At 59.6% G+C, this 20,074-nt stretch carries 17 protein-coding genes, 1 tRNA gene and 1 pseudogene; 8 read left to right on the top strand and 11 right to left on the bottom strand.

Annotation, left to right across the window (positions count from 1 at the left end):
* Positions 1 to 396: 396 nt before the first annotated feature.
* On the bottom strand, positions 397 to 1,770 hold the full coding sequence (locus BBTA_RS23260) for a hypothetical protein (protein ID WP_012044961.1): 1,374 nt from the start codon (positions 1,768 to 1,770) through the stop codon (positions 397 to 399).
* Between the two features lie 277 nt (positions 1,771 to 2,047).
* Here BBTA_RS23260 and BBTA_RS23255 point away from each other — a divergent pair, with 277 nt between their 5' ends.
* From BBTA_RS23255 to BBTA_RS23245, 3 genes are read left to right on the top strand one after another with little or no spacing between them, the layout of a single operon-like run.
* Positions 2,048 to 3,196 carry a trypsin-like peptidase domain-containing protein gene (locus BBTA_RS23255; protein ID WP_012044960.1) on the top strand — a complete coding sequence of 383 codons (1,149 nt, stop codon included), beginning with the start codon at positions 2,048 to 2,050 and terminating at the stop codon, positions 3,194 to 3,196.
* 4 nt (positions 3,197 to 3,200) lie between these two features.
* On the top strand, positions 3,201 to 5,024 hold the full coding sequence (locus BBTA_RS23250) for a hypothetical protein (RefSeq protein ID WP_012044959.1): 1,824 nt from the start codon (positions 3,201 to 3,203) through the stop codon (positions 5,022 to 5,024).
* Positions 5,021 to 8,431 (top strand): AAA family ATPase, encoded by a 3,411-nt coding sequence (locus BBTA_RS23245; RefSeq protein ID WP_012044958.1) that lies wholly within the window; start codon positions 5,021 to 5,023, stop codon positions 8,429 to 8,431. The genes BBTA_RS23250 and BBTA_RS23245 overlap by 4 nt, the downstream gene beginning before the upstream one ends.
* Positions 8,432 to 8,523: 92 nt before the next feature.
* Here BBTA_RS23245 and BBTA_RS41855 read toward each other — a convergent pair whose 3' ends face one another.
* From BBTA_RS41855 to BBTA_RS23230, 4 genes and pseudogenes are all read right to left on the bottom strand, one after another.
* Positions 8,524 to 8,874, bottom strand: a complete 351-nt coding sequence (locus BBTA_RS41855; RefSeq protein WP_041750838.1) for a transposase — start codon at positions 8,872 to 8,874, stop codon at positions 8,524 to 8,526.
* 37 nt (positions 8,875 to 8,911) lie between these two features.
* A pseudogene (tnpB, locus tag BBTA_RS41655) lies at positions 8,912 to 9,163 on the bottom strand (IS66 family insertion sequence element accessory protein TnpB); the annotation flags it as partial.
* A complete protein-coding gene (locus BBTA_RS23235; protein ID WP_012044956.1) occupies positions 9,163 to 10,059 on the bottom strand; it encodes a transposase in 897 nt (298 codons plus the stop codon). The pseudogene tnpB and the gene BBTA_RS23235, both read right to left, overlap by 1 nt.
* Before the next feature lie 409 nt (positions 10,060 to 10,468).
* Entirely contained in the window at positions 10,469 to 11,377 is a 909-nt protein-coding gene (locus BBTA_RS23230) for a protein-L-isoaspartate O-methyltransferase (RefSeq protein WP_012044955.1), read from the bottom strand.
* A 26-nt stretch (positions 11,378 to 11,403) separates the two neighbouring features.
* On the opposite strand from BBTA_RS23230, the gene BBTA_RS23225 reads away from it, so the two are divergent.
* The 4 genes from BBTA_RS23225 to BBTA_RS23210 all read left to right on the top strand — a co-directional run bounded on the left by BBTA_RS23225 (position 11,404) and on the right by BBTA_RS23210 (position 14,219).
* On the top strand, positions 11,404 to 12,084 hold the full coding sequence (locus BBTA_RS23225; protein ID WP_012044954.1) for an RNA polymerase sigma factor: 681 nt from the start codon (positions 11,404 to 11,406) through the stop codon (positions 12,082 to 12,084).
* Positions 12,081 to 12,326 (top strand): hypothetical protein, encoded by a 246-nt coding sequence (locus tag BBTA_RS23220; protein WP_012044953.1) that lies wholly within the window; start codon positions 12,081 to 12,083, stop codon positions 12,324 to 12,326. Before BBTA_RS23225 ends, BBTA_RS23220 begins: the two co-directional genes overlap by 4 nt.
* Before the next feature lie 423 nt (positions 12,327 to 12,749).
* Entirely contained in the window at positions 12,750 to 13,463 is a 714-nt protein-coding gene (locus BBTA_RS23215; RefSeq protein WP_012044951.1) for a hypothetical protein, read from the top strand.
* Positions 13,464 to 13,994: 531 nt separating this feature from the next.
* Complete coding sequence (locus BBTA_RS23210) at positions 13,995 to 14,219, top strand: helix-turn-helix domain-containing protein (RefSeq protein ID WP_012044950.1); 225 nt, start codon at positions 13,995 to 13,997, stop codon at positions 14,217 to 14,219.
* A 33-nt stretch (positions 14,220 to 14,252) separates the two neighbouring features.
* Here the strand turns inward: BBTA_RS23210 and BBTA_RS23205 are convergent, their stop codons facing one another.
* Together BBTA_RS23205 and BBTA_RS23200 are read right to left on the bottom strand one after the other, a co-directional pair.
* Positions 14,253 to 15,479: a site-specific integrase gene (locus BBTA_RS23205; protein WP_012044949.1), complete on the bottom strand. Its 1,227-nt coding sequence runs from the start codon at positions 15,477 to 15,479 to the stop codon at positions 14,253 to 14,255.
* A 227-nt stretch (positions 15,480 to 15,706) separates the two neighbouring features.
* Positions 15,707 to 15,783 (bottom strand) — tRNA-Arg (locus BBTA_RS23200).
* A 491-nt stretch (positions 15,784 to 16,274) separates the two neighbouring features.
* Between BBTA_RS23200 and BBTA_RS40220 the strand changes: the two genes are divergently transcribed.
* Entirely contained in the window at positions 16,275 to 18,494 is a 2,220-nt protein-coding gene (locus tag BBTA_RS40220; RefSeq protein ID WP_148221490.1) for a DUF2254 domain-containing protein, read from the top strand.
* Between the two features lie 98 nt (positions 18,495 to 18,592).
* Here the strand turns inward: BBTA_RS40220 and BBTA_RS23190 are convergent, their stop codons facing one another.
* The 4 genes from BBTA_RS23190 to BBTA_RS40850 are packed head-to-tail and all read right to left on the bottom strand — an operon-like array spanning position 18,593 to position 20,063.
* Positions 18,593 to 18,814 (bottom strand): hypothetical protein, encoded by a 222-nt coding sequence (locus BBTA_RS23190; protein WP_041750836.1) that lies wholly within the window; start codon positions 18,812 to 18,814, stop codon positions 18,593 to 18,595.
* Positions 18,798 to 19,571: a hypothetical protein gene (locus tag BBTA_RS23185; RefSeq protein WP_148221489.1), complete on the bottom strand. Its 774-nt coding sequence runs from the start codon at positions 19,569 to 19,571 to the stop codon at positions 18,798 to 18,800. Before BBTA_RS23185 ends, BBTA_RS23190 begins: the two co-directional genes overlap by 17 nt.
* A gap of 46 nt (positions 19,572 to 19,617) precedes the next feature.
* Positions 19,618 to 19,911 (bottom strand): hypothetical protein, encoded by a 294-nt coding sequence (locus BBTA_RS23180; RefSeq protein WP_012044945.1) that lies wholly within the window; start codon positions 19,909 to 19,911, stop codon positions 19,618 to 19,620.
* Entirely contained in the window at positions 19,908 to 20,063 is a 156-nt protein-coding gene (locus tag BBTA_RS40850) for a hypothetical protein (protein ID WP_168167913.1), read from the bottom strand. The genes BBTA_RS23180 and BBTA_RS40850 overlap by 4 nt, the downstream gene beginning before the upstream one ends.
* Positions 20,064 to 20,074 lie beyond the last annotated feature (11 nt).

Genomic DNA, 20,074 nt, shown 5'->3' with positions numbered 1-20,074 from the left:
TGTACTCAGAAAATTCAGGCGGATTGGCAATGGGCCCAGCAGTTCTTCGTCGGTTAGCGACCCCTCCCCGTAGCGCCCGCCAAGAAGGATTTCGTCGCTTATCCCCGGGGGTCCCGCGCTGGGAGTGGCATCTTGGCAGTCGGCTTGCCGGCCTTAAGTCTGGCCCAATAGCCTCTCGACGGGACGGGGATGTCGAATTTGATGCAGGTGTTTTTTAGACCAGGCGCGGACACGCCAAATCGAGTGGTCAATTCGCGCTGAGTTATTGACCATGCAAGTCGTACAGCTTTGCGCGCGTTGTGCGCTTGGACAACCGCAAACAAAAATCCTGTACCAAACTCAAAATCACCTCAGCACCGACGGAAGCTATGGAATATTGCGTTGCCCCGTGCGGCCTTATTGCGCGTTGGGCAACTCGGTGCATACGCCAAACGCCTCCGGCCCTGCATTGCCCTGCGGGCTTTCGAACGTAAGCTGATAATAAGCCGGTACCGATAAAGGGGCGAGGTAGAAGCGCAGCCGACTGATCTGAGGCCCGCTATATTCGAGCGGCATGCGACGAACCTCTTCGCCCGCGGTACTATCCCCGATTTTCCGCAGAACCAGCTGGCCAGAAATCGTGCCAAAGGCGCCTTGCGAATCTTCGACGCCGGCTTCCGTATATAGCAGCACTTCGATGCTCTGGCCTGACGTTACTATTGGCGCTTCTATCGAGAGAGCAAATTTTAAAGTCATGTCTTCGAGGGCGGCCCCTTCATCACCACCCAGTAACCGCACGAATACCCTCCGAAAAGCTTCGCCCTTGAAAGCAGATGCGTGTTCGTTCACGGCGATGTGTCGCTGGCCGGCCCGTGGCAGCGCGCTGAACATCGGAACCGTACCGTCTCCGGCGTCGATTGTGCGCGTGAGCACGGTCTGGTCGGCCAAGAATACTCCGTTCTCTGCGCGAAACACGTTCACACGGGTGGGCGTGCGATGCCCAGTTGCGGCGAAGAAAAAATAGCGAACCGCTGCCGGCGCGTTACCGCCTCCGAGAACGTCATGGAGGGCCCTCGCTCGACCGAGCAGCGTGAGGTTCAACCCGAGCGCATCAGCCACGTCGGGATCATAGATGTCGAGGCTGGCGAGTCCGGGGTCTGCCTGATTCCAGCACGTCGCCTCGCCCGGAGGCGGCAGGAGCTGATAGGCCGACGGAAACGCCTCGTTGTTGGCGAGCCAGGCGAAATCCTTGCCGCTGATTCCAAGCGCAGCGTCAACACCCAGGATTCGCCCGAGCGCGAGCGGAGCGCCCAAATGCGGCGTTGAGATCGCAATCAATTGCATGACGGAAGCGAACCAGGGGCGGCCTCTCCACGTGTCGGCTTCCAGCAGCAGGCGACAGACGAGCCCCCCCATCGAATGCGCGACGAGCGATATTTGCGAGGCGCCGGCCGCATGTGCGCCGTCGAGTGCGTCGGCGAGAGCAGCCGCCGTATCGAACAAATCCCGCCGCCAGTCATATGGAAAGGCAATGACTCTTTGGTCGGCGCCATCCGGCGTGAAGCCCAGATCGCGAACGCAGTCGAGCAGAGGTGCATAAAAATCGAAGCAGAGGACGTTCAGAATGATATTGCCTGGCCTTGCCTTCGGGCTGGCGAGCTTGTCGCGGCGCCTATAGCCAAACTGCGTTTCCGCAGCCGTCGGAGGCCAGACTCGTTCTGCGCCGCCGCCCTCTTCGTGGAGCAACAGTTCGGTGCCCATAATGCCAGGGACGACGACGACGACGTGCATTCTTCAGCTCCCCAACGGATGGGCGCGAGCAGCGCTCGATTGACTGGCTGCCCAAGCGCAAATTTGGACTCGCCTTTGCCTATTCGTCATAGTAGCATTAACATGCTACACGTGCTTGGGTAGCATTCGCTTTTTGTTAGATTTTCGAGAAACCATTGGGTGCATCGCTGCCAGGCCAGCTCGGCGGCATTTCAAGAGGCGCATTTCACCGCCCTAAAACTGGCCTAGCCGGATGTGCCGATGCCGCGCGAAAGATCGCGGATCACGGGGGTGAGCGTTGAAGCTGCGATTGAGCGGGCCGGATTTGCGAAAGATCAGGGACGCCATCATTGATGCATACGGCGGCTCTCAAAACTCGCTCGCTTTGCTCAACAGCGCCGTCACGGGCTATTTCCCACGTCGACACGTCTTCAGTCACATTGCCATTGCGTCGCCTTTCGACCTTCAGGTCGCGGACTTGCTGGTTGCGGCAAACAACGAGGGCTGGCTCCCGGGCCTCATCGGCGCCCTGCAGCAGAACCAGCCCGACAACGAGGAGTTGCAGAGCGTCCTGCTTGAGACATTTGGCACAGTATCCGCACAAAAGGTCCTGAACCTGTCGACGGAGGGTGTGAACCTTCCGGACAGGCTTCAGGCGGATCTGCAACGTGTTTTGCCGGGCCGCGGCGTGCTGCTGAGTCCGCAGACGCTTCACCGCCGCATCCGAACGGTCTGCCGCATCGACTATGCCGACCTGAGTCCGCCGGGCTTCGGCACGGGCTTCCTGGTTGGTCCGGACCTAGTGCTAACGAATTGGCACGTCGTGGAGCGGGTCGAGAGGGCACCCGAGAACGTCCGGCATGACGTCGCAAATCAGTTGCGATTCCGTTTCGATCTGCTTGAACGCGCTGCCGCGGAAGACGGTAGAGGCCGGGTCGCACTGGCGCAGGTCTCCGATGGATCACCGCTACTTCGAACGAGCCCGGCCGGGGGCATGGAGGTTCGCGGCCGTAGCGGAGAGCCGAGTATGACCGAACTCGACTATGCGCTGATCAGGCTAACCGAAGACGTCGGCAACGATCCCGTTGCGTCAACCGCGCTTGGTGAAACTCGCGGTTACATTCAATTGCGCCCGAACATGCCATTGCCGACGGTCAACTCTGCGCTGATGGCGTTGCAACATCCCATGCGCGGTGAACTCCAATTTGCCATCGGGATCGCGTTGGGTCCCAACCAGACGGGCAGTCGGGCCAAACATACGGTTGCAACGCAGGAGGGCTCGTCCGGGTCTCCGGTGCTGGACGAGTATCTTTCACCGATCGCGATGCACAACGGGACTCGTTTTGGCACCGCGCGAGAAAGGCAGGCATATAACACGGCGGTCCCTCTAAGCCATATTGTAGCCGACCTAAGGAATAGCGGCATCACCGAGATGCTTCAGGATTAGCCACATGCTCACTCCAGTCCAAATTCAAAAACTTCATCCGCTACTCGTCTCTAATTTTGAAGGTAGCTACGCCGACCAACTGCTTGCAAATTTTTCGTTCCTGAGGGTCGGGATCCCCTTAAATACCGTTACGGCTAACAACAACCTGTTTCAAACAAAAGTACTTGACTTTCTCCAAAAGTTGAATGGGTACCAGCTGTACAAGGCTTTGAACGAACTGAAGTTGGAATACCCGGACAACGATGAACTCGAAAATGCCGTCGACGACATCCTCAAAGAGCTGAACGCGCCGCCCCTGAACGGAGTAGAGAGCCCCCTCGCGTCGCACAAGCAGCAACCAATCCGTAAGCTTCTGGTGGCCAATGGCATGATGGACAGGAAATTCGCGCCTGACATCAAGAAGCATCTCCAAGAAGTGATGGAGGGCTGGCAGATCGTCGGAAGCTGGGAAACTGGGTCAACATCCGTGGATAGCATCCAAGAGCACGCCGCAGTCATCGCGCTGCTGACGAACATCGCACCGCAAAGGGGCGTCCTAGACCCTCCTTTAAGTATCGTCAACGCCGCATTGCGCAATCTCGGCCGTCAGCATTGGCTCGTGCTTCTCGCCTATGATTCACGGGCTTTGAAGTGGATACAGGAGCAGATCAGTCTCTTAGATCTAAAGGAATTCGTCGAAACCGAGCCCTTCTTCGACGCGGACGACCGGCCGCTTTTCTTTAGCCAGGCAGGCGAATTTCGGGCTGCCGAGGTTGAATGGCGCGTCAAACAGATCGGATACAAGCTGTCCGGCCGATTTCAACAGGCTAGTACTGAACCGGATGGGGAAAGCAGTGGGCCTGTCGCCAGTGCGACGATACGTCGGCTGACCGTTCCTATAATCGTCCTTGGCGAGCCGGACGGGCCATCAGACCCCGACGTAAAAGCCTCGACCAATGCGCTCAAAGCAGCGCTTAACAAGAGTGGCCTGGAATTCGACTATTGGAAAGATGGTTGGCGAAACGGGGGCGCGCGGCCGTCAAGTCTTTTGTCCAGGGACCCGATCTTCATTCGTGTGGCGGCGGATGCCGAAAATAACACTTTGAGAGTCGCACAAGAGCTGGAAAGAGCGCTTCGATCGGTATTCGCTCCAACTCCAGCAGCAATGAAACTTCTTTCGGGCTGCCGCCAGATTTTGTGGCGTGCGGCCGGCTCGCCTTGGGAGCTGGTCGACGAAAGCTCCGATCCTAGCCGTTCAAGCGACGACCTCGATACGATTGAGACGCGCGTGACTTCCCCCGACAGGTTCGTCAAATGGCTTGAACGTTTTGCTGCGCCTGCTGCCGTTATCTTCCATGAAGCGCTCGCCGAGCAGCGGCCCGCCGGTCTTATTCGCATGCTGCGCGAGACGATTGTGGAAAGCCTGTCGATCCCCACGCGCAAGGCGCTAGTCCGAGTACGGGCTTTCGAGGAGTTACCGAATTTCGGAAACGACCCCTTGACAATTGTCGCGGTCGACGACCTCCCGATCGCGGCAAGCGTCGACTTTTGCGAGAAGACCCGCGCGCGTCTCAGTCAGTTCAGCTACAAAATCGATCGAATTATCGAACAGAAGGGCGAAGATACCAGCGGTCCGGCGGTTCTTCGGGTTGCCATACTAACTCAGGAGTCGCCGCTTTACAACGACAACTCCGGGGGCCAGGGCAACCTCCTCCAGGGATGGAAGCCACTCCGGGTTAGGCGCGACGGAGCAATCGATTTTCGCGCCCACGCCGACGACGCTAAGAGTTTGATCGGCTCTATCAGACACTTGATCAAAAGCGGCGAAGCCCCCGGATCGAACCTATGACAGACACTCTGGCCGCCGCCTCGATCCCTCCGGTTTCAGCATCGATCGGAAACCTAACGTCTCTGAAACCTTATCCGGGCCTGAGGAGCTTCACGCAGGACGAAGCCTTGCTCTTCTTCGGTCGAGAAGTGCAGGTGCGCCAGATACGCGACATCCTCGCGAATCGCAATCTACTGGTCGTGCTCGGCGGATCCGGCTCCGGCAAATCCTCCCTGGTGCGCGCGGGCCTGCTGCCGAAGCTCAACAGCACGGCTCCCATTCCGAAGCGGAGCGGAGCCTGGTATGCGGTCGAATTCCGTCCATTGACCAATCCCATTGCAGAGCTTTTCGAGGCCATATTCGTACAGATCTTTCAGCCGCTGTTGAATACGCCCTCTTCCGTCGCGGGGACGGGAACGGAAGGCCAGCCGACGCAGACCGGTTTGGAAGAAAACAGGCGCCTCGCGGCTGTAAGTGCTGCATTGGATATCGACCCTGCACTCCAGCCGAGCGAAGACATCGAGAAACGATGCAGAGAGCGGCTGCGAGAGCGTCTGTTCAAAGGTCGGACGATCGACATCGGCTCGCTTTTCGCATTTGCTGAGCAAACAATCGTAGTTCTCGACGAGAAGCTTGCCGCGGGCCCTCGCTCGGGGAAAGCGAATCTTCTGATCCTGATCGACCAGTTTGAGGAAGTCTTCTCATTGCCGGCCGAAAACAGGGAAGACGGGCAGAGCATGGTGATGTCGCTCGTTACCGGCATCCAGGCATTCCGGCCCGACAACCTTTTCCTGATCGTCACGATGCGGAACGAGTGGCTGCACCGATGCAGCGAGATTCCCGGAGTGGCCGAAGCGATGAACGGCTCGACCTATCTGGTCGATCTTCTGAACGATTCCGAAATCAGAAACATCATTGTCGAACCGGCCCGTTCGGTCCTGCGCGCGGCGAGACTCGATCCGGGGCCGTCCAGTCGCGGACCCTATTCCCTAGACGTACTTCGCCTCCTCCAGCAAGCCTTCGACGATACCGCAGCCGTGCCGGATGCGTCGGATCGCCTTCCGCTCCTGCAGCACTTGCTGCAGCTGCTGTGGGACAGCGCGGATCCGACCAGGCCCCACTTTTCGATCGAGACCAGACACCTCGAAGCGATACCAGGCTGGGAAGAGAAAGCAGGCTGGAAGTTGAAGGGACTTCCCGGTTGCCTCAACGCCCGCGCCGGACAGGTCTTGAAAGCCGCCGTCGAGGCCGCGTCTCAGTCTTCGCCTCTGCTCGGCAAAGACGGCGCCGAAAAGCTGATTCGGTCTGCGTTCGTCAGCCTTGCAATCCTCGACGAGAAAGGGATCGTTCGGCGCAATCTCGTGACCATCGACGAGATACTCGACTCAAGCGGCTTGGTCGAACGGGCCACCCGCAGCAACAGGACAGAGACTCGATATGTGCTCGCAGGTTGGCGCATTGACGCGACCACGGTCGAGAAACCCGACTCAGCTGAGGAGTCCGAACGGGCCGCTCGCAACCTGGCAGAGATTCGAAATGCGCTCATAGGGATGCTCGCGCAGTTCAAGGCGGCTTCGCTGGTCGGCTCCAAGCAGACAGCCAAGGGCGAACTCTTCGATATCAATCACGAAGCGCTGGTTCGAAACTGGGATACCTGCGCCAGCTGGATCAGCCAGGCAAAACTAGTCAAGGATCGGCTGCGCGCCATCGACGAGAAGATCCGACAGACAAACGTCGCGCAAAAAGGTTGGCTTGCGCGGTTCACCAATCTGCTGTTCGCAACTGATCTCAGCTCGGCCCACGAGCAGGTCGGAAGCGAAACGGCCAAAGCCCTCCGCGACGACGTGTTCGGCGATCAGGCGACTTTTAGCAAATCCTGGGCGCGGCACGTTCTGGGGAACGACAATGTGGCTCAAATTGGCCACCGCGTTGCCGATGCACAGCGCTTCGTTGACAATCCGCTGCATAGATACCGCCCGCTGGCAGTGTTCATCGCTGCGCTTGCTTTGGCCGGACTTTTGACCATCGTCACTAGGCAGCTATTTATTCGCGATATGGAGCAGTTCGTTAATCTTCAGAGCATCGTCCGACGGACCGACCTTTCCCAGGGAACCGTTACGCCGGCCGGACCGCCTGAGACTTACGCAACATTCAAAATTGCATTTGGCAAACTGAACAGAGTACTCACACCCGATGTCATGCGACGGCCTTTGGCCGATATGCTTGTCGGCCTCGAGGGAAACTGGAGGTCGCATTTTGGGCGCTCCATATGGCTCAAATCTTCGGCGGCACAACATCCGACCTCGATGAGCCTCCACGGATCAGTGGAGAGCAAGAAGGCGATTTGCATCACCCCGCGCCCGGAGAGAAAGCTACAAATCCGGAAGGATGAGCGAACCCAAAAGAACGAACTCGAATGGGGCGCGGTCCAAATAGGCTCCAAAACAGATTCGGGGTCTGTCCAAGCCGCTCAGAAGACGGTCTGGAGACCAACAACTCCAGCAATCGACAAGGAACCGACAGTCAAATCGAATCTATACGGCGGAGAGGAATGGCCCGATGGCTCGGTGGTCTGCACGTCTCCCGACGGAAGGTGGCAGCTGAAATGGATCAATGATAAGCCTACTCCGAAATGGCCTTCCATCCGCTATACCCTGGTGAACAAGCTGACACCGCCTCAAGGCGAGCCAGGATTCTATGTTGAGGTAGGGAGCGAGCGATACTTCACTGACGAGCAAACGAGCGGTGCATACGGACGCGAGCTTCAATCGTCGCTTCCGACCGTGTCAGACAGTGTAAGCAATCCCGGGAACACAAATACCAAGGCCATTCAATTTGTGCGCGATGGGCATTGGGTCGGCTTCTCGATCCCGGTGGAGGGCGGCAAGGCCGTTACGCTATGGACCACCGAAGGCATCGCTGAACCGCAGGAAACCTATGCACCTCCAAGCAGCAGCAAGCCTTGCGCACGGAAAAATGGCGACCTGCTTCGCTGTACGATTGGGTCTCTCACGTACGGCGAGAATGTCTATGATGTCCGGGTAACTTCCTTTCCCCCAAGCCAGGATTCGCCAGATTGCTTCTCTGCGGGGTCAACCTGCGCAACGTTCATCGATCTCCTTTTCGTCGATCAATCGACTGACAAGGTCGGTCAACCGGCTGACAAGAAAGTCCGCGCGGTCGATCCACAAGACGACATCATCAGTGCCAGATTAAGCTTCCCCAAGAGGCAGATCAAAAGCGGAACAATCACCGCGGAGGGTTATCTGGTTTTGACGGATATCGCTAACCAGACGTGGCGGTATTTGATCGACGGCAACAAGCTGGCCGAGCTGCAAAAGGATACATGGCGCGAGAGCAATCTCGAAAACGCTGCGTGGAGCGCTCCCTGCAGGAAGTTGCAATGCGACGACATGATCCGGCGCTGAAATCACAATGAGGCCGGAGGCCACATAGGCAAACAGGCGCATGGGTCTTGTCCGGGAAGAGTTTGGATGACGAGGCTAGGCAAGAATCCGAATTAAGAGGTTGAGAGGGCTCGGCGCGGTGCAATTTCGAGCCAGGACTGCATGATGGGCCAGAATCGGATCAGGGCAAGCGAAATCGGCTTACAGGCGCCCATGGGCTCGCTAAAAGTAGCATGTAAAGCTGCAAGAGCCGATTCGGCGATGCGCCTAACGAAGTCGTCGAAGCCGAGAATGTTGACCGCGCGAGAGAAGTTGTAGGAGAGCGCCGTGAGGCTCCACTCTCCGCGAACCTTGTCGAAACCGCGGAAGTGCTGATAGCCGGCGCGGCACTTGAGTGTACCGAACGGGTGCTCGACGATGGCCGAGCGGCGGCGCATCAATTGGCCGGCGTGTTCGCTCGCCATCCTCTGGCGGTTGGGCTGAGGTGTGTGTGATCGAGCCGTCATAGCTCGCCATCACCGGCCATACGAAGCCACCCTGGTCGATGCGTTTGGTGAACAGACAAAGGCCGTTTCCGTCCCAGAAGAGTACCTTCAGTATCGATGCCCTCTTGCAGCGGAAGGCAAACAGATGACCGGAGAACGGATCCTTCTTGAGCGTGTCCTGGACCAGCATTGCGAGCCCATCCATGCCTTTGCGCATGTCGGTGTAGCCGAGCGCCAGGTGCACTTTCACGCCTGCAGGAACGAACATCATTGTGCGGCCTCTTTGCTCTCGATCTGCGCTCGCACGGCGTCCGGATCGCTGCCGGAGGGAGCGAAGACACGCCGTCCATCGACGAGGTCGACGGCCACCATGCCCTCCGGTGGACGCACGAGATCGCGCAGGGCGCGTACGGTGGGCATGTCGTCGGGCAGCACGACACGGGCGAGTTTGGAGCGCCTCTTTTGCGCGATGCCGAACTGCGCGCGCCAGCGGAACAGCAGCCCGGTGACGATGCCATGCTTGCGGGCAACGGCAGAGACCTTGACGCCCGGCAGCTCGGTCTCCCTGGCAATTGCGAGCTTCTCCTCATCGCTGAAGAAGCGCCGCGCCGGCATTTTGGGCGCGGCCGGATCGCCGATCTCGGCGGCTGTGAAGCGTCGTTCGGGCTGTGAGTTCCTAGCACTAGTGCTAACGGCGGGACGGGCGGAGGGATGAAGATGGGCGCGCTGGTCGATCGTGACCTCCCCGGTGGCCAGTCGGTCGCGCCATTTGCGCAGGGAATGCGGCGACAGCTGCATCACCGAGGCATAGGCGCGGAGCTCCATTTCGCTCCAGTTCAGCGCCTCGACATGCATCGCCCAGAATGCCTGGGACGCCCGATTGCGCACATCCGAGGTGATCGTGAACCTGCGCTGCTTCTGCTTTCGGAGCGCCTTTTCTCGCTCTTCCCGGGCGCGCTCGCGGCGCAATTCCGTCTGATATTTCTTGAGCTTAAGCGCAGTCTCGTTGCCGGCCAGCCGCTTCAGCCAACGCCGCAACGTGTTCTCGGTTAGACGTTGCTGCTGGCAGTATTTGGGGATCCCGAGACCACTGCGACGCCACGCTTCGATGTGCAGCGACCACCATTCGCGGCGCGCTCTGTTCTCGAAATGTTTGGGTCCCACCGGAGATTCTCCACAGCAGCAGAGAACCCGAAATGGAACGACAACACACGAGGGGGAAGGTGTGCAGAGACCGGACGCTTACGGGGCGACGTTCTAGGGCAAGATAAAAGAAGATCGCCGGATGAACGCCAAGCCATTGACATGGCTTGTGTTCAACCGTGCCGTCGGTCGGAGGGCGTGCCGCCATTGAGATTTTTGCCAGCAAAGTCAAAGATCACTTCGGCACTGATCGTGCTGTAGCGAACTCTGGCGAAAGACTCGGATCATTCCGCGCCAAGGGCAGAATCCGCTACGCGGTCTGCGCCGGCGGATGAAGCCATATCGCGGCCGTCGCGCCTGAGAGTCTGCGCTGACGCATTCGGCCCGTCAGGCGCGAGAGCGGTCTTAGCTCATGCCTCTGATCGCGCGTTCAGGCGGTGTCGCTGCTGCCGCCTTCGGCCTGCTGTGTGGCCGCATCGACCTCGGACCCTTGTCGCTCTAGCCAGAGACCAGGTGCTTGATACCAGACCCGCTCGGACTCGGTGGATGATGGAGTGCCGCGGTGGAGTGCTTGGATTGGAACATTCATCATCGTCAAATTTTCGAGGGCACTCTTCAGCCGGCGACTGGCGTTCTCATCGCGGCCGTTTGTGCAGGGAAAGATGCTGACCCCGCCGATTGACGTGGCCTCGAAGGAAGCACCGCGGCGGACCACGCGCAGCAGGAAGCCGGACCAATCTTCGCTGGTCAGCGGGAGCAGCAGCCGGCCGTTGTCGGCGAGGCCATCCAGCCATTGCGGAGCGGGGTGCGTGCAGCCTGCGAACACGATCACGACGTCATGGTCGCTCGCGTCGGCATGGACATCTCGGCCGTCGCCCGAGATCACCTGGACCTGCGGCCAGCTGTTGAGGTTGGCGTGAGCTCGAGCGGCGAGAGCCGCGTCGACTTCGACCGCCGTCACCCGCCCGGCGCGCCCGACCATCTCGGCGAGCACGGCTGAATAGTAGCCGCTGCCCGCTCCGATCTGCAGCACTCGTTCACCTCGGGCGATATCGAGGTGCTCGAAATTGCGCGCCCAAAAGCTCGGCATCCCATTGTTGAGTTTCCGGCTCGGGTCGATCGAGACCAGGACGTCGTGATAGAGCCAACGCGGATCGTCGTCCGGGGTGATGAATGGCTCCCGGTAGGGGTAGGGTATGATCCACCAAGGACCTGGGCCGACGAACGCCTCTCGCGGGACAGCGCCGAAGGCCTCGACGATGTGTGGGTTGCGCCGAATAGGCGTCTTGCAGCGTAGGTCCTCGGCATACCAGCGGCGTGCTTTTGCGATCTGATCCACGGTTCTCTCCTTTCAGCATGGAGAGGATGCGGATCTCGGATCGGTCGCGCGGACACGGCGGAAAATTTTTCCCGAGGCTGTCCGCAACGGATTTGCTCGGCCGCATAATAGGGGTGATGGAACGATCGATTGGCAGCCCTGGAGTTGGCTCGAACGCCGGTCGCACCGTCGCCGATGCGGCGGCGGCGATCGAGGCCTTGTCCGAGACCGATCTGGTGCGGCTGAAAGCTCTGGCGCAATTGTGGAGCCGCGGGCTGCCCGGAGGGATCGGCTGGACCGACGTGCTGCATGAGGCCATTCTCCGCGTTCTCGACGGATCGCGGGTCTGGCCGCTGGGTGTACCGATCCTGGCTTTTCTGTCCGGCGTCATGCGCAGCCTCTGCCACGATTATTGGCGGCGCGTTCGGAGCGAGCAACGGCTGCTGGTCAGCCGCGATGATCCCGGCCAGCACAGCGTCCCAAGCGATCCCGTTGACGAATTGGCCGATACCGAACGCGTGGCCGTGGCGGTCGCAGGGCTCGCCGAGGTGTTCCGGCTGTTTGCAGGAGATCGGGTCGTGTTGCAGATCATCGACGGGCTGGCCAACGGCCTCACGGCAAGGGAGATCTGCCGGGCGTATGGCATCTCGGCTATCGATTACGATACTGCGCGGCGGCGAATGCGGCGCGCGCTGCTCCGCCACCAACGGAATTGGAGCACGCCATGACACGTTGGCACCCCCGCCTCGAACTCGCGCGCCTGCTCCAGGCGCTCAGCGATGACGTGATTGCGGCGACTGACGAGGAGCTGCGGGAGATCCAGGGACGTGCCCTGGCCGGCACGGCACGGCAGGTCAGGCGTCTCGTCAAAGCGGCGCAGGCTGCCGAGAGCGGCGAGCCCCGCATTGTTAACTCTAGCGATCCAGAACGCGACCTGGAGCCTATCCTATCACATCACAATCGGCACTGATTGGGTGGGAGAAGGCCTGGAAGAGGAGGGGAGCCGGTCTCTGTGAAGGACAGTCGGCTGAGCAGGGCTGCCGGTTTGGGGACAGCATGTGGTCCACGGCGAGCCTTGCACTGGCGACGCTCATCTTGGTTGACGCCTCTCGCGTTGCCTAGACCTCCGCGGCCTGTCGATCGCATGGCGGCGTAGCACAGCGAAGACTCGGCGATATGCGAGTCCGGAGTTGCTGTGGCACAATCGACATATGTCGTCGTGCGGCCGTTGCCTGAGTGAGTTGCGCGCTCCGACCAATGCGAGGTCCGGCAAGCTCCTGAACGGGGCGTATCCTCTCGTGAGCTTCGTACGCCGTTTCGTCGAGGTAGGGTGCCGTCGGCCGGCTGAAGTTCGCGCCTATTTGCATGGGCTCACCTGGATGGTCACCAGCCGTTGACCATTGTCCGTCGCGAGCACAGGGCGCAGTTCACCATCGTCCCGAACGCGGTCTTCGCGGATGCCCGCCTCTCTGTCGAGGCCAAGGGTGTCCTCGGCTATCTCTTGTCGCGCCCCCACAACTGGCATGTCCGCCTCGATCATATCGGGCGAACCCTCCTGGTCGGCCGCAAGAAGCTCCAGCGCATTTTCCGAGAGTTGATCGCTGCCGGCTACGTCACACGCGAAGCGCAACGAATTGTCGACGGACATCGGTTCGGTGAGATCGATTACGTCGTCCGTGACGTGCCGGCGGCTGTGGATAAGTCGGCGCGTCCGCGGGGTCGAAAGGGACCTGCGGCTCCGCGGGTCCAAAAGGGACCTGCGTATAAAGACTCACCGCGGGGCCCTGAGGGACCTGCCTATAAAGAACTATATAAAAACAGATCTGCATTGCCGGCGGGCCTCCCTCTTGAGGGGCGGCCGGAAACCATCGGCGTGATGCGCGATCAGATGGCCGGGCTCCAAGATGACGCTCGCCTTGATCCAGGGATTGTCGCGCTCTTCGACGACGTTGCTGAAGGTTGGGAATTGATCGCCGCGCTCCCGGACCCCGCGCGGGATGAGTTGCGTCAACGCTACAGTCGGGGTGAGCTCGACCGGTTTGCGATCATGGAGCTCCGGACCCGATACCGACATTTGCTGGGTGGCGGTCGGCCGAAAGGCGGGTAAGGGAGCGGGCTGTCGCGGGGCGCCCAGATTGTGCTGGCTGCAGTGAAATGACGAAGCTCCAAAACGCTGGGACGAGCCGGCGGGCGGTCCAGAGGGCTGAACCGGAAGCTATGCTGTGTATCGTCCTGATCTCTGCCTCCTCGTGAACATGCGCTGCAAGGGCCAGAGCGGGCGCAGGAGACTGAAGCGAATGGATCGGCCCTATCCGCGCCGATCTCCTTTGAGGCACTCCAAGGACGTCCGGAAGGATTTGGAGAGCTGTGGAGCCGAGGGCGCAGCAAAGGGGAGCAACAGTCGCCACGCTACGTCGACACTGCGGCTGCCTTCTTAGTTGGCGCTGGCGTCCGCGGAGTGGTTTCACTGCCAGGCAGTTCAGTCAGGATTCTCAACTATCCCAATTGTACGACATCGCATCCGAAACTCCGCCTAAGAGATTTCGGATGTTGCCAAGCATTCGCTGAGCCGTCATCCGTCGAATCTGCGTGCCTTCGATGTCGCCGCGGCAATCAAATGAGGCGAGACCACCCCTGGATGCCAAAGCGCGAACCGATGCTTCGAAACGCTGCGGAAAAGCTCGCCCTCACCGTTCCTGAGGCTGCGCTACTGTCTTCGCTGGGACAAACGTCCCTTTACAAGGCCATCAAAGAAGGGCGGCTGCGAATCCGAAAGTATGGCACGCGTACGATCATCACGCGCGCGGATCTCGCCTCCTTCTTGGAAGGCCTGCCCGACGCGACCAAGCAGCCCGAGCTGTGACATCCTCGGCGGGGCAGGGGATAGTCTGAACTTTCAGGCGACCTTCATCGGGGTCACATTGCTCCTTGGTGGTTGCGTTGCGTAGTCTGCGAACGTCTGCATCACATGCAGTCGCTTCTTCAGGGCCTCGCCGCGTTTATAGGCCTTTTCGGCATCATCGCCCGTAATGTGGTGCAGGCAATGCTCGACGATCTCCTCCTCGAAGTGGGTCTGCTCCTGCGCCCAGGTTCGAAACGTCGTGCGGAAGCCGTGCACGGTCAGGGAGTCGTCTCCGGTGAGCTCCTTGAGATATTTGAGCATGGTCATGTTGCTCATCGGCCTCTTTAGACTGCGACCGGGAAATACGAATTCGTCATTGACGCGGCTGTCGTAAGCCTCGCGCAAATAGGCCAGCGTCTGCCGGGGCAACGGCGTGCGCTTCAACCGCTCGTTCTTGGTGCCGAGAAAGCCAAGATCCCAGATTCCGTTGTCGAGATCGAGTTGCGCCCAGCGCATGGTCTGAACTTCGGCGGTTCGTCCCAGGGTCAGGATGATGACCTCGAGCGCCCGGGCGCTTTGCGTCGAGATGGCGCTGAGCTTGTGCATGAACGCCGGCAGGTCTTGGTAGTCCATCGCCTTGTGGCCGCCCCGTATCGTGCCACGCCGCCGTTGTCTGGGCATGATCGGTTGCAGTCGGCTGGCCCAATCAGCGGGGTTGTCTTTCGGTCGCAGGTTGTGGGCGATCGCTGCGTCGAGAATCTTCTTGATGATCTGGCGAGCGGAGCGCGAGGTCTCAGGCTGCTGCCAGATCGGCATGAGCACGTTGACGACATGTGCGGTTTCGATCTCGTGGACCCAGTGCTTGTGGAGCGGGCGACAGATGACCTGCACGATGCGCTTCAGCTTTGCTCTGGCGGCCTTGTGCCTCATGCCGGTCTCGTAGGTCTGCCTCCATTCTTCGGCGAACTCGCCGAAACGGCGCGATCCCTGGGTGCGACGTTTCTCGTCGTCGCGGTGCTCCCGCGGATCGGTCCCCTTGGCCAGCAGCCGCAGAGCGTCAATCGCCTTGTCCCTGGCCTCGGACAGCTTCAGGCCGGTTTCCTTGGCCGAACCGAAACCCATCTTCTTGACGATGCCGTTGCGCTGGTAGCGGAACGCCCAGCGGCGGCCGCCGCTTGGGGTGACGATCAGGTAGAGATTGTTGCCGCACGGGTATTCGCCGGGCCCGACGGAGAGATAGTTCTTGGCGGTGATCTCGGGCTTTTGAGTTAGAAGCTGCATGGGAGATTCGAACTCCTGTCCCTCGCTGAAAAATGCAGCGTTTCAGGTCAGGGGGATTCTAACTCAGATCGAGGGATGGCCAAATGGACGGTCTGGTGGAGCTCGCCGGCGATCGCCGATGGTACGCTGCAGTCGCCGACAGTACGAAAAATCACGATCTTACAAAGTGTTATCGTGCGCTTCGGTGATGGTCGGCGATGGCGGGCGAAGGGTGGCGAAGAAAGGCCTGGCGCGCTCGGAGAGATTCGAACTCCCGACCCTCGGAATCGAAATCCGATGCTCTATCCAGCTGAGCTACGAGCGCAATCCAAACGAAAACAAGAGCTTATGCCGTTTCGACAAACTGGCAATCCGGCTCATCGATGCTCCTGAGTAAACCGCTAGGTAAACGAACACGCCGCCCGCGGTCCCAGCGCTGGTTTTAGAGCAGGTCGGGCTCCGTTCGTCAACGACGGCCTCCTGAGGTCGGCTGACGGTATCGGAAATCCTTGACCACCTTTGCCTCTCATGCATCTACGAGCATAGAGGGCGGGTGTGATGAGCGATTCGTTCAAGTTCTGGTGGCGTCCGATCTGGAGGGCATGTCGAAAAATCGGGATGCCGAGGGCTGCAGCGGGCAAGTCCAAGGTTCTGGTCCTTAAACCCCGTTTTCGTTGGCGCAGTCAGCTCAAATCGTACTTGCGACCGGAGGAACTCGTTCGGTGGGCGCGTAGAGCGATCAGGCGGGGGAGGGGGCTCGCACTGTACCTCAACCGCACCTGGCGGCCCAAGGCGTCAGAACGAGCGCGGAGATGCTTGGCAATCCTTGATCAACGCTTGTTACGTTTTCGGTACAACGTTCAAAGCAAAGTTGAGAGACACTCCCGAGTCGTTGTTGTCGCTGCGTTGGGTCTCGCAGTGATTTTGAGCTTTTTGCTGGCGCCCGTGATCCAGAAATCGACGGGGGACTATTTTAATCCCGAGCGTTTCGCTGCCCTGCGATCTCTACTCGCTACCATCGGTGGCGCACTAGTGGGGGCGACTGCCATCGGCTTTTCTATCGTAATGATAGCAGTCCAGCTGAATTTTGCCCGTATGCCACATGGATTGTTCCGGCGCTTAAGTGCAGATCCAAGATTACTCAGCGCTTTTGCCAGCACCTTTATATTGGCGATAGTTATCTCGGCCCTTTCGATAGTTCCAGATAGCAGTTGGGCGATCGTTGCTCTGGTTGCAGCGTCTTGGGGAACGCTGCTGATCTTGATCTTGTTCTTATATGGCTATTGGCGTGCTCTTGACCTCATCAATCCAGCTGTCCAACTCCGTTTGTTGGTGGATGATGCACGAACGGACTTGAAAAGGTGGGCGCGACGCGCAGAGCGCATGGCACCGCTTGTGAATTTCTCCGGCAAAGACGGTAGCGAGGACTCTCGATCAACGCATGATTTGCCGCGGTTAGCGTTTTTTCGGGCTAATCCGCAATGGACGGTGACAGCAAGACGCGCCGTTGCCCACGCGATATCGTTCGCTCGCCGTTATGCCGAACAAGATGATTTCGCGGTGTCTGCTCGTGCACTAGAGGCCGTGGTTCTCGTAAATGCGAGCTATGTGGCAGCAAAAGGAAAAACGTTCTTCCAGGCGAATCCAATAATCGAGATACCCGAAGCAACTGACGCGTTCATCAATGATACGCTTGAGCACTTGCGACGACTTTCGCGCGTTTCAATAGGGCGTGGAGACGAAGAAGGCACTCGTCAGATCCTTACGACATTCGGCGGTCTGGTTCAGACATATTTGACCATCGACTATGCGGCTACTGGGTTCGATACAAAGCAGCATGCTCAGCTTGCAGCGAGTTACCTGACCGACGCTGTTGAGCAGGTCTTTCCGCGAAATTTGCCTGATCTGGCTATGGAAGGACTTCGGCTAATGGGAACAGCGGCAAGAAGCATTCTGGTCGCTGGTGATCCCAACGAAACAACTACTCTGGTGGATAAAATAGCTATCTTTTCGGTAGTAGGTGCTGTGAAGCAACAGTATCGCCCAGTGACGCTCACAGGCATGGAGCAGTTTGCCAAAATCACTTTTGATTTGCTCCGCACCCCAGAGCGAGACATAGGCTTTGCTGCAAGTCAGCTCCGCAACTCTGTAGAGCTGGTGGTCAGAGCGTTTCTAGAGGTGCCAGATACAGCGCTGGAGAATGCGCATGGCGCCTACTTGGCGCCGTACTACTCGCTAACCAAGTCGAATACTTTGGGTGAACAGCTCACTTCGTTGTGTGATGCGGTCATTGCGGCGAAGGAGGACGACGAAGCCGCAGAAGCGGTCCTACGCAACTTCGAGACCTGGTCAGAGGAGCTCTACCGCACGGAAAAGACTCTGCTCCTCCTCGCTATCGAAAAGAGATCTCACTTCACATTCGACAGTCTTCATTGGATCCAGCGTCTAACTATGCTTTTGGTCGCTCTTTCAAAAGCGCCAGCCGCAAATGACTACGTTGCCGAAGAGCTGGAGAAGCATGCCGTCGGGCTGATCTCGGTGATCTCTTGGATACCCGAAGACATCGGGGCAATCCAGTTTGTCGAGACCTTCTCAATCCCAGAACTCCTCTTTGGGACAGCGCTCGATGCAATACAGCGTGAAAGTCATCCCGTCTTGGAGCGGTGCCGAGAACTCTTGATGGGGTGGGGTTTCAAAGCAGCCGCGCATACAAGTCGGGGTTCGCTAGAGCGCACCATGCTTGCTCTCGTAACGCTTGCGTTGTGGAAGGAGGATCTGGGTTTAGATACTTGGCTCAAAGGAGCAATCGGAGCTAGGCTCAAGACGTCTTCTCTTGGCCAAGAACTGCTAGATCGAGCGGCTCGCGGCCTGCGTCGTGATGCAGCATCGCTTCGTCGTCGCGAGTTTGAAGTGGACCGCATCCGCCACGCCATCAACCAACTCGATCGGCTTAAGGTTCGCGTGCTGTTGAAAGAAGTCGCAGATCTTTTGTCGCCTAACACTGCCGGAGAGAAGGTAGGTAGTGAGCCATTTTAGTCAGCATATGTCGTAGATAGAGCAGCGTAGATCTGCGCCGATCTGATCACGCCGCAGGTCCAATTTCCAAGTCTGAGGCGCGTTTTTTGAATCCGGAGCTATGCCAGCTGTGCGAGTACCGCGCCGAGCGCTGCGTAGTTCGATGCGTCGCCGCCGCCTGACGGATGATGGGCGATGATCTGCTTCAGGACTGCCTGGAGCTCGATCGTGTGTTGCTGGGCGAGCAATAGCAGGGCTGCGAGATCGGCCCCCTTGGCCGCAACAACAGTCTTGGCGTTTTGACTCAGGCTGAGCGCCTTGAGGTCAGTGAGCACGGTCATCGTCGTCATTCCTTTCGTTTGCAGGGCCGATGAGGTCGTCCAGTTTGGCTTCGGTGTCCTGGCTCAGGCGGTTGCGCGCCTCCAGCCAATTTGCCGTCGCGTCTTCCACCGCGATGTCTGCAGGCCGGTGGGTCATGGTCGGCAGGAACTCGTTGGGATCGGCGACTGACGGCAGGTCGAAGCGGGGCACCTGGATGGGCGTCGAACTCATCCTGATCTCGCCGCCGTGCTCGCCGGTCGCGGATAGCGCGGCGGAGATGCCGACGAGTTGGTCGTGGGAGCGGCAGAGCGCGTCGAAGATGCGCTTGTACTGGAGCGCAACGTGGTCCGCGCGCTGCTTCAGGTACCGGAGCGCTTCGTCGTGCTTCTGCTGCTCCAGGCGCGCCACCTCGTTGCGCGCACGGCTGAGCATGTTCTGGACGTTGGGTACGGCGTCACGGGCGGCGGCCGCAGCCTTGGCAGTCGTCTCCTTGGCCTGGACGAGCTGGGCAATATCGCTGTCCTGGGCCCTGCCTGCGGCGTACTCGGCGAGCCCCACGCCGCCGTCCTCGGCGATGGCCTGCTGCAGGGTGGCTTGCGCCAGCTCGGCGTCCTGGATGATGCCGGTGAGCCGATCCAGGCGCACCTCCAGCTCCGCCACGGCCTCGTTGGCCTTGACCAGCTCGTCCGCGAAGAAGCGCAGCCGCTCCCGCCCGTCCGGTCTGGCCTCCGCCTGTGGTGCCAACGTCGCTTCCCTTGCCTTGGTCTTGAAAATCATGCCCATGCTCCAATCCGCTCCTAAGTATCGTTTGGTGCTTCGCGCCTCACCGCTTCAAGATGCCGTTGCGATCCATGGCCGCCTTGATCTTGAGGCGATCGCCGATGCCGAGGTCCGTACGCGCGAGCGCCGCGTCCACCTCCTGGATCGTGTAGGCGTGCCCGCTGGCGCGCAGCGCGCCGCCCGACGCCGCCGCGGCCGCAAGGCCGGTCGGCACCATGAGGTTGAGCCGTCGCAGGGCGTCCACGAGCGCGTTCGGGTTGAGGTTGTTCGGGACGTAGGCCAACTTCGGCGCGTCAACCGAGACGGCGTGGATGCGGCTAATCGTGTGGGACATCATTTCTGCTCTCCTTTGGCAGGCTGTTGGTTGCTGTACTGGTTGCGCGGCACCTCGCCCCCGGCGTCGTTCGGCGAGCGGACCGTGCCCGACGAGTGCCTGTACGGCTCGATGCCCTTGGGGGTGGGCCTGTGTTCGTTGATCTTGGTGTTCATCAGACTTCTCC

The sequence above is a fragment of the Bradyrhizobium sp. BTAi1 genome (genome assembly GCF_000015165.1).
Lineage (GTDB): Bacteria > Pseudomonadota > Alphaproteobacteria > Rhizobiales > Xanthobacteraceae > Bradyrhizobium > Bradyrhizobium denitrificans.
This window is presented reverse-complemented; position numbering and strand designations above follow the sequence as displayed.

Excerpts from the sequence above, each read along its gene's own strand:
- BBTA_RS23210 (WP_012044950.1), top strand. The coding sequence starts at position 13,995 with ATGCCAAAGCGCGAACCGATGCTTCGAAACGCTGCGGAAAAGCTCGCC.
- BBTA_RS41855 (WP_041750838.1), bottom strand. The coding sequence starts at position 8,874 with ATGGCGAGCGAACACGCCGGCCAATTGATGCGCCGCCGCTCGGCCATC.
- BBTA_RS23180 (WP_012044945.1), bottom strand. The coding sequence starts at position 19,911 with ATGATGTCCCACACGATTAGCCGCATCCACGCCGTCTCGGTTGACGCG.
- BBTA_RS23205 (WP_012044949.1), bottom strand. The coding sequence starts at position 15,479 with ATGCAGCTTCTAACTCAAAAGCCCGAGATCACCGCCAAGAACTATCTC.
- BBTA_RS23220 (WP_012044953.1), top strand. The coding sequence starts at position 12,081 with ATGACACGTTGGCACCCCCGCCTCGAACTCGCGCGCCTGCTCCAGGCG.
- BBTA_RS23190 (WP_041750836.1), bottom strand. The coding sequence starts at position 18,814 with ATGACCGTGCTCACTGACCTCAAGGCGCTCAGCCTGAGTCAAAACGCC.
- BBTA_RS23245 (WP_012044958.1), top strand. The coding sequence starts at position 5,021 with ATGACAGACACTCTGGCCGCCGCCTCGATCCCTCCGGTTTCAGCATCG.
- BBTA_RS23250 (WP_012044959.1), top strand. The coding sequence starts at position 3,201 with ATGCTCACTCCAGTCCAAATTCAAAAACTTCATCCGCTACTCGTCTCT.
- BBTA_RS23225 (WP_012044954.1), top strand. The coding sequence starts at position 11,404 with ATGCGGATCTCGGATCGGTCGCGCGGACACGGCGGAAAATTTTTCCCG.
- BBTA_RS23260 (WP_012044961.1), bottom strand. The coding sequence starts at position 1,770 with ATGCACGTCGTCGTCGTCGTCCCTGGCATTATGGGCACCGAACTGTTG.
- BBTA_RS23185 (WP_148221489.1), bottom strand. The coding sequence starts at position 19,571 with ATGATTTTCAAGACCAAGGCAAGGGAAGCGACGTTGGCACCACAGGCG.
- BBTA_RS40850 (WP_168167913.1), bottom strand. The coding sequence starts at position 20,063 with ATGAACACCAAGATCAACGAACACAGGCCCACCCCCAAGGGCATCGAG.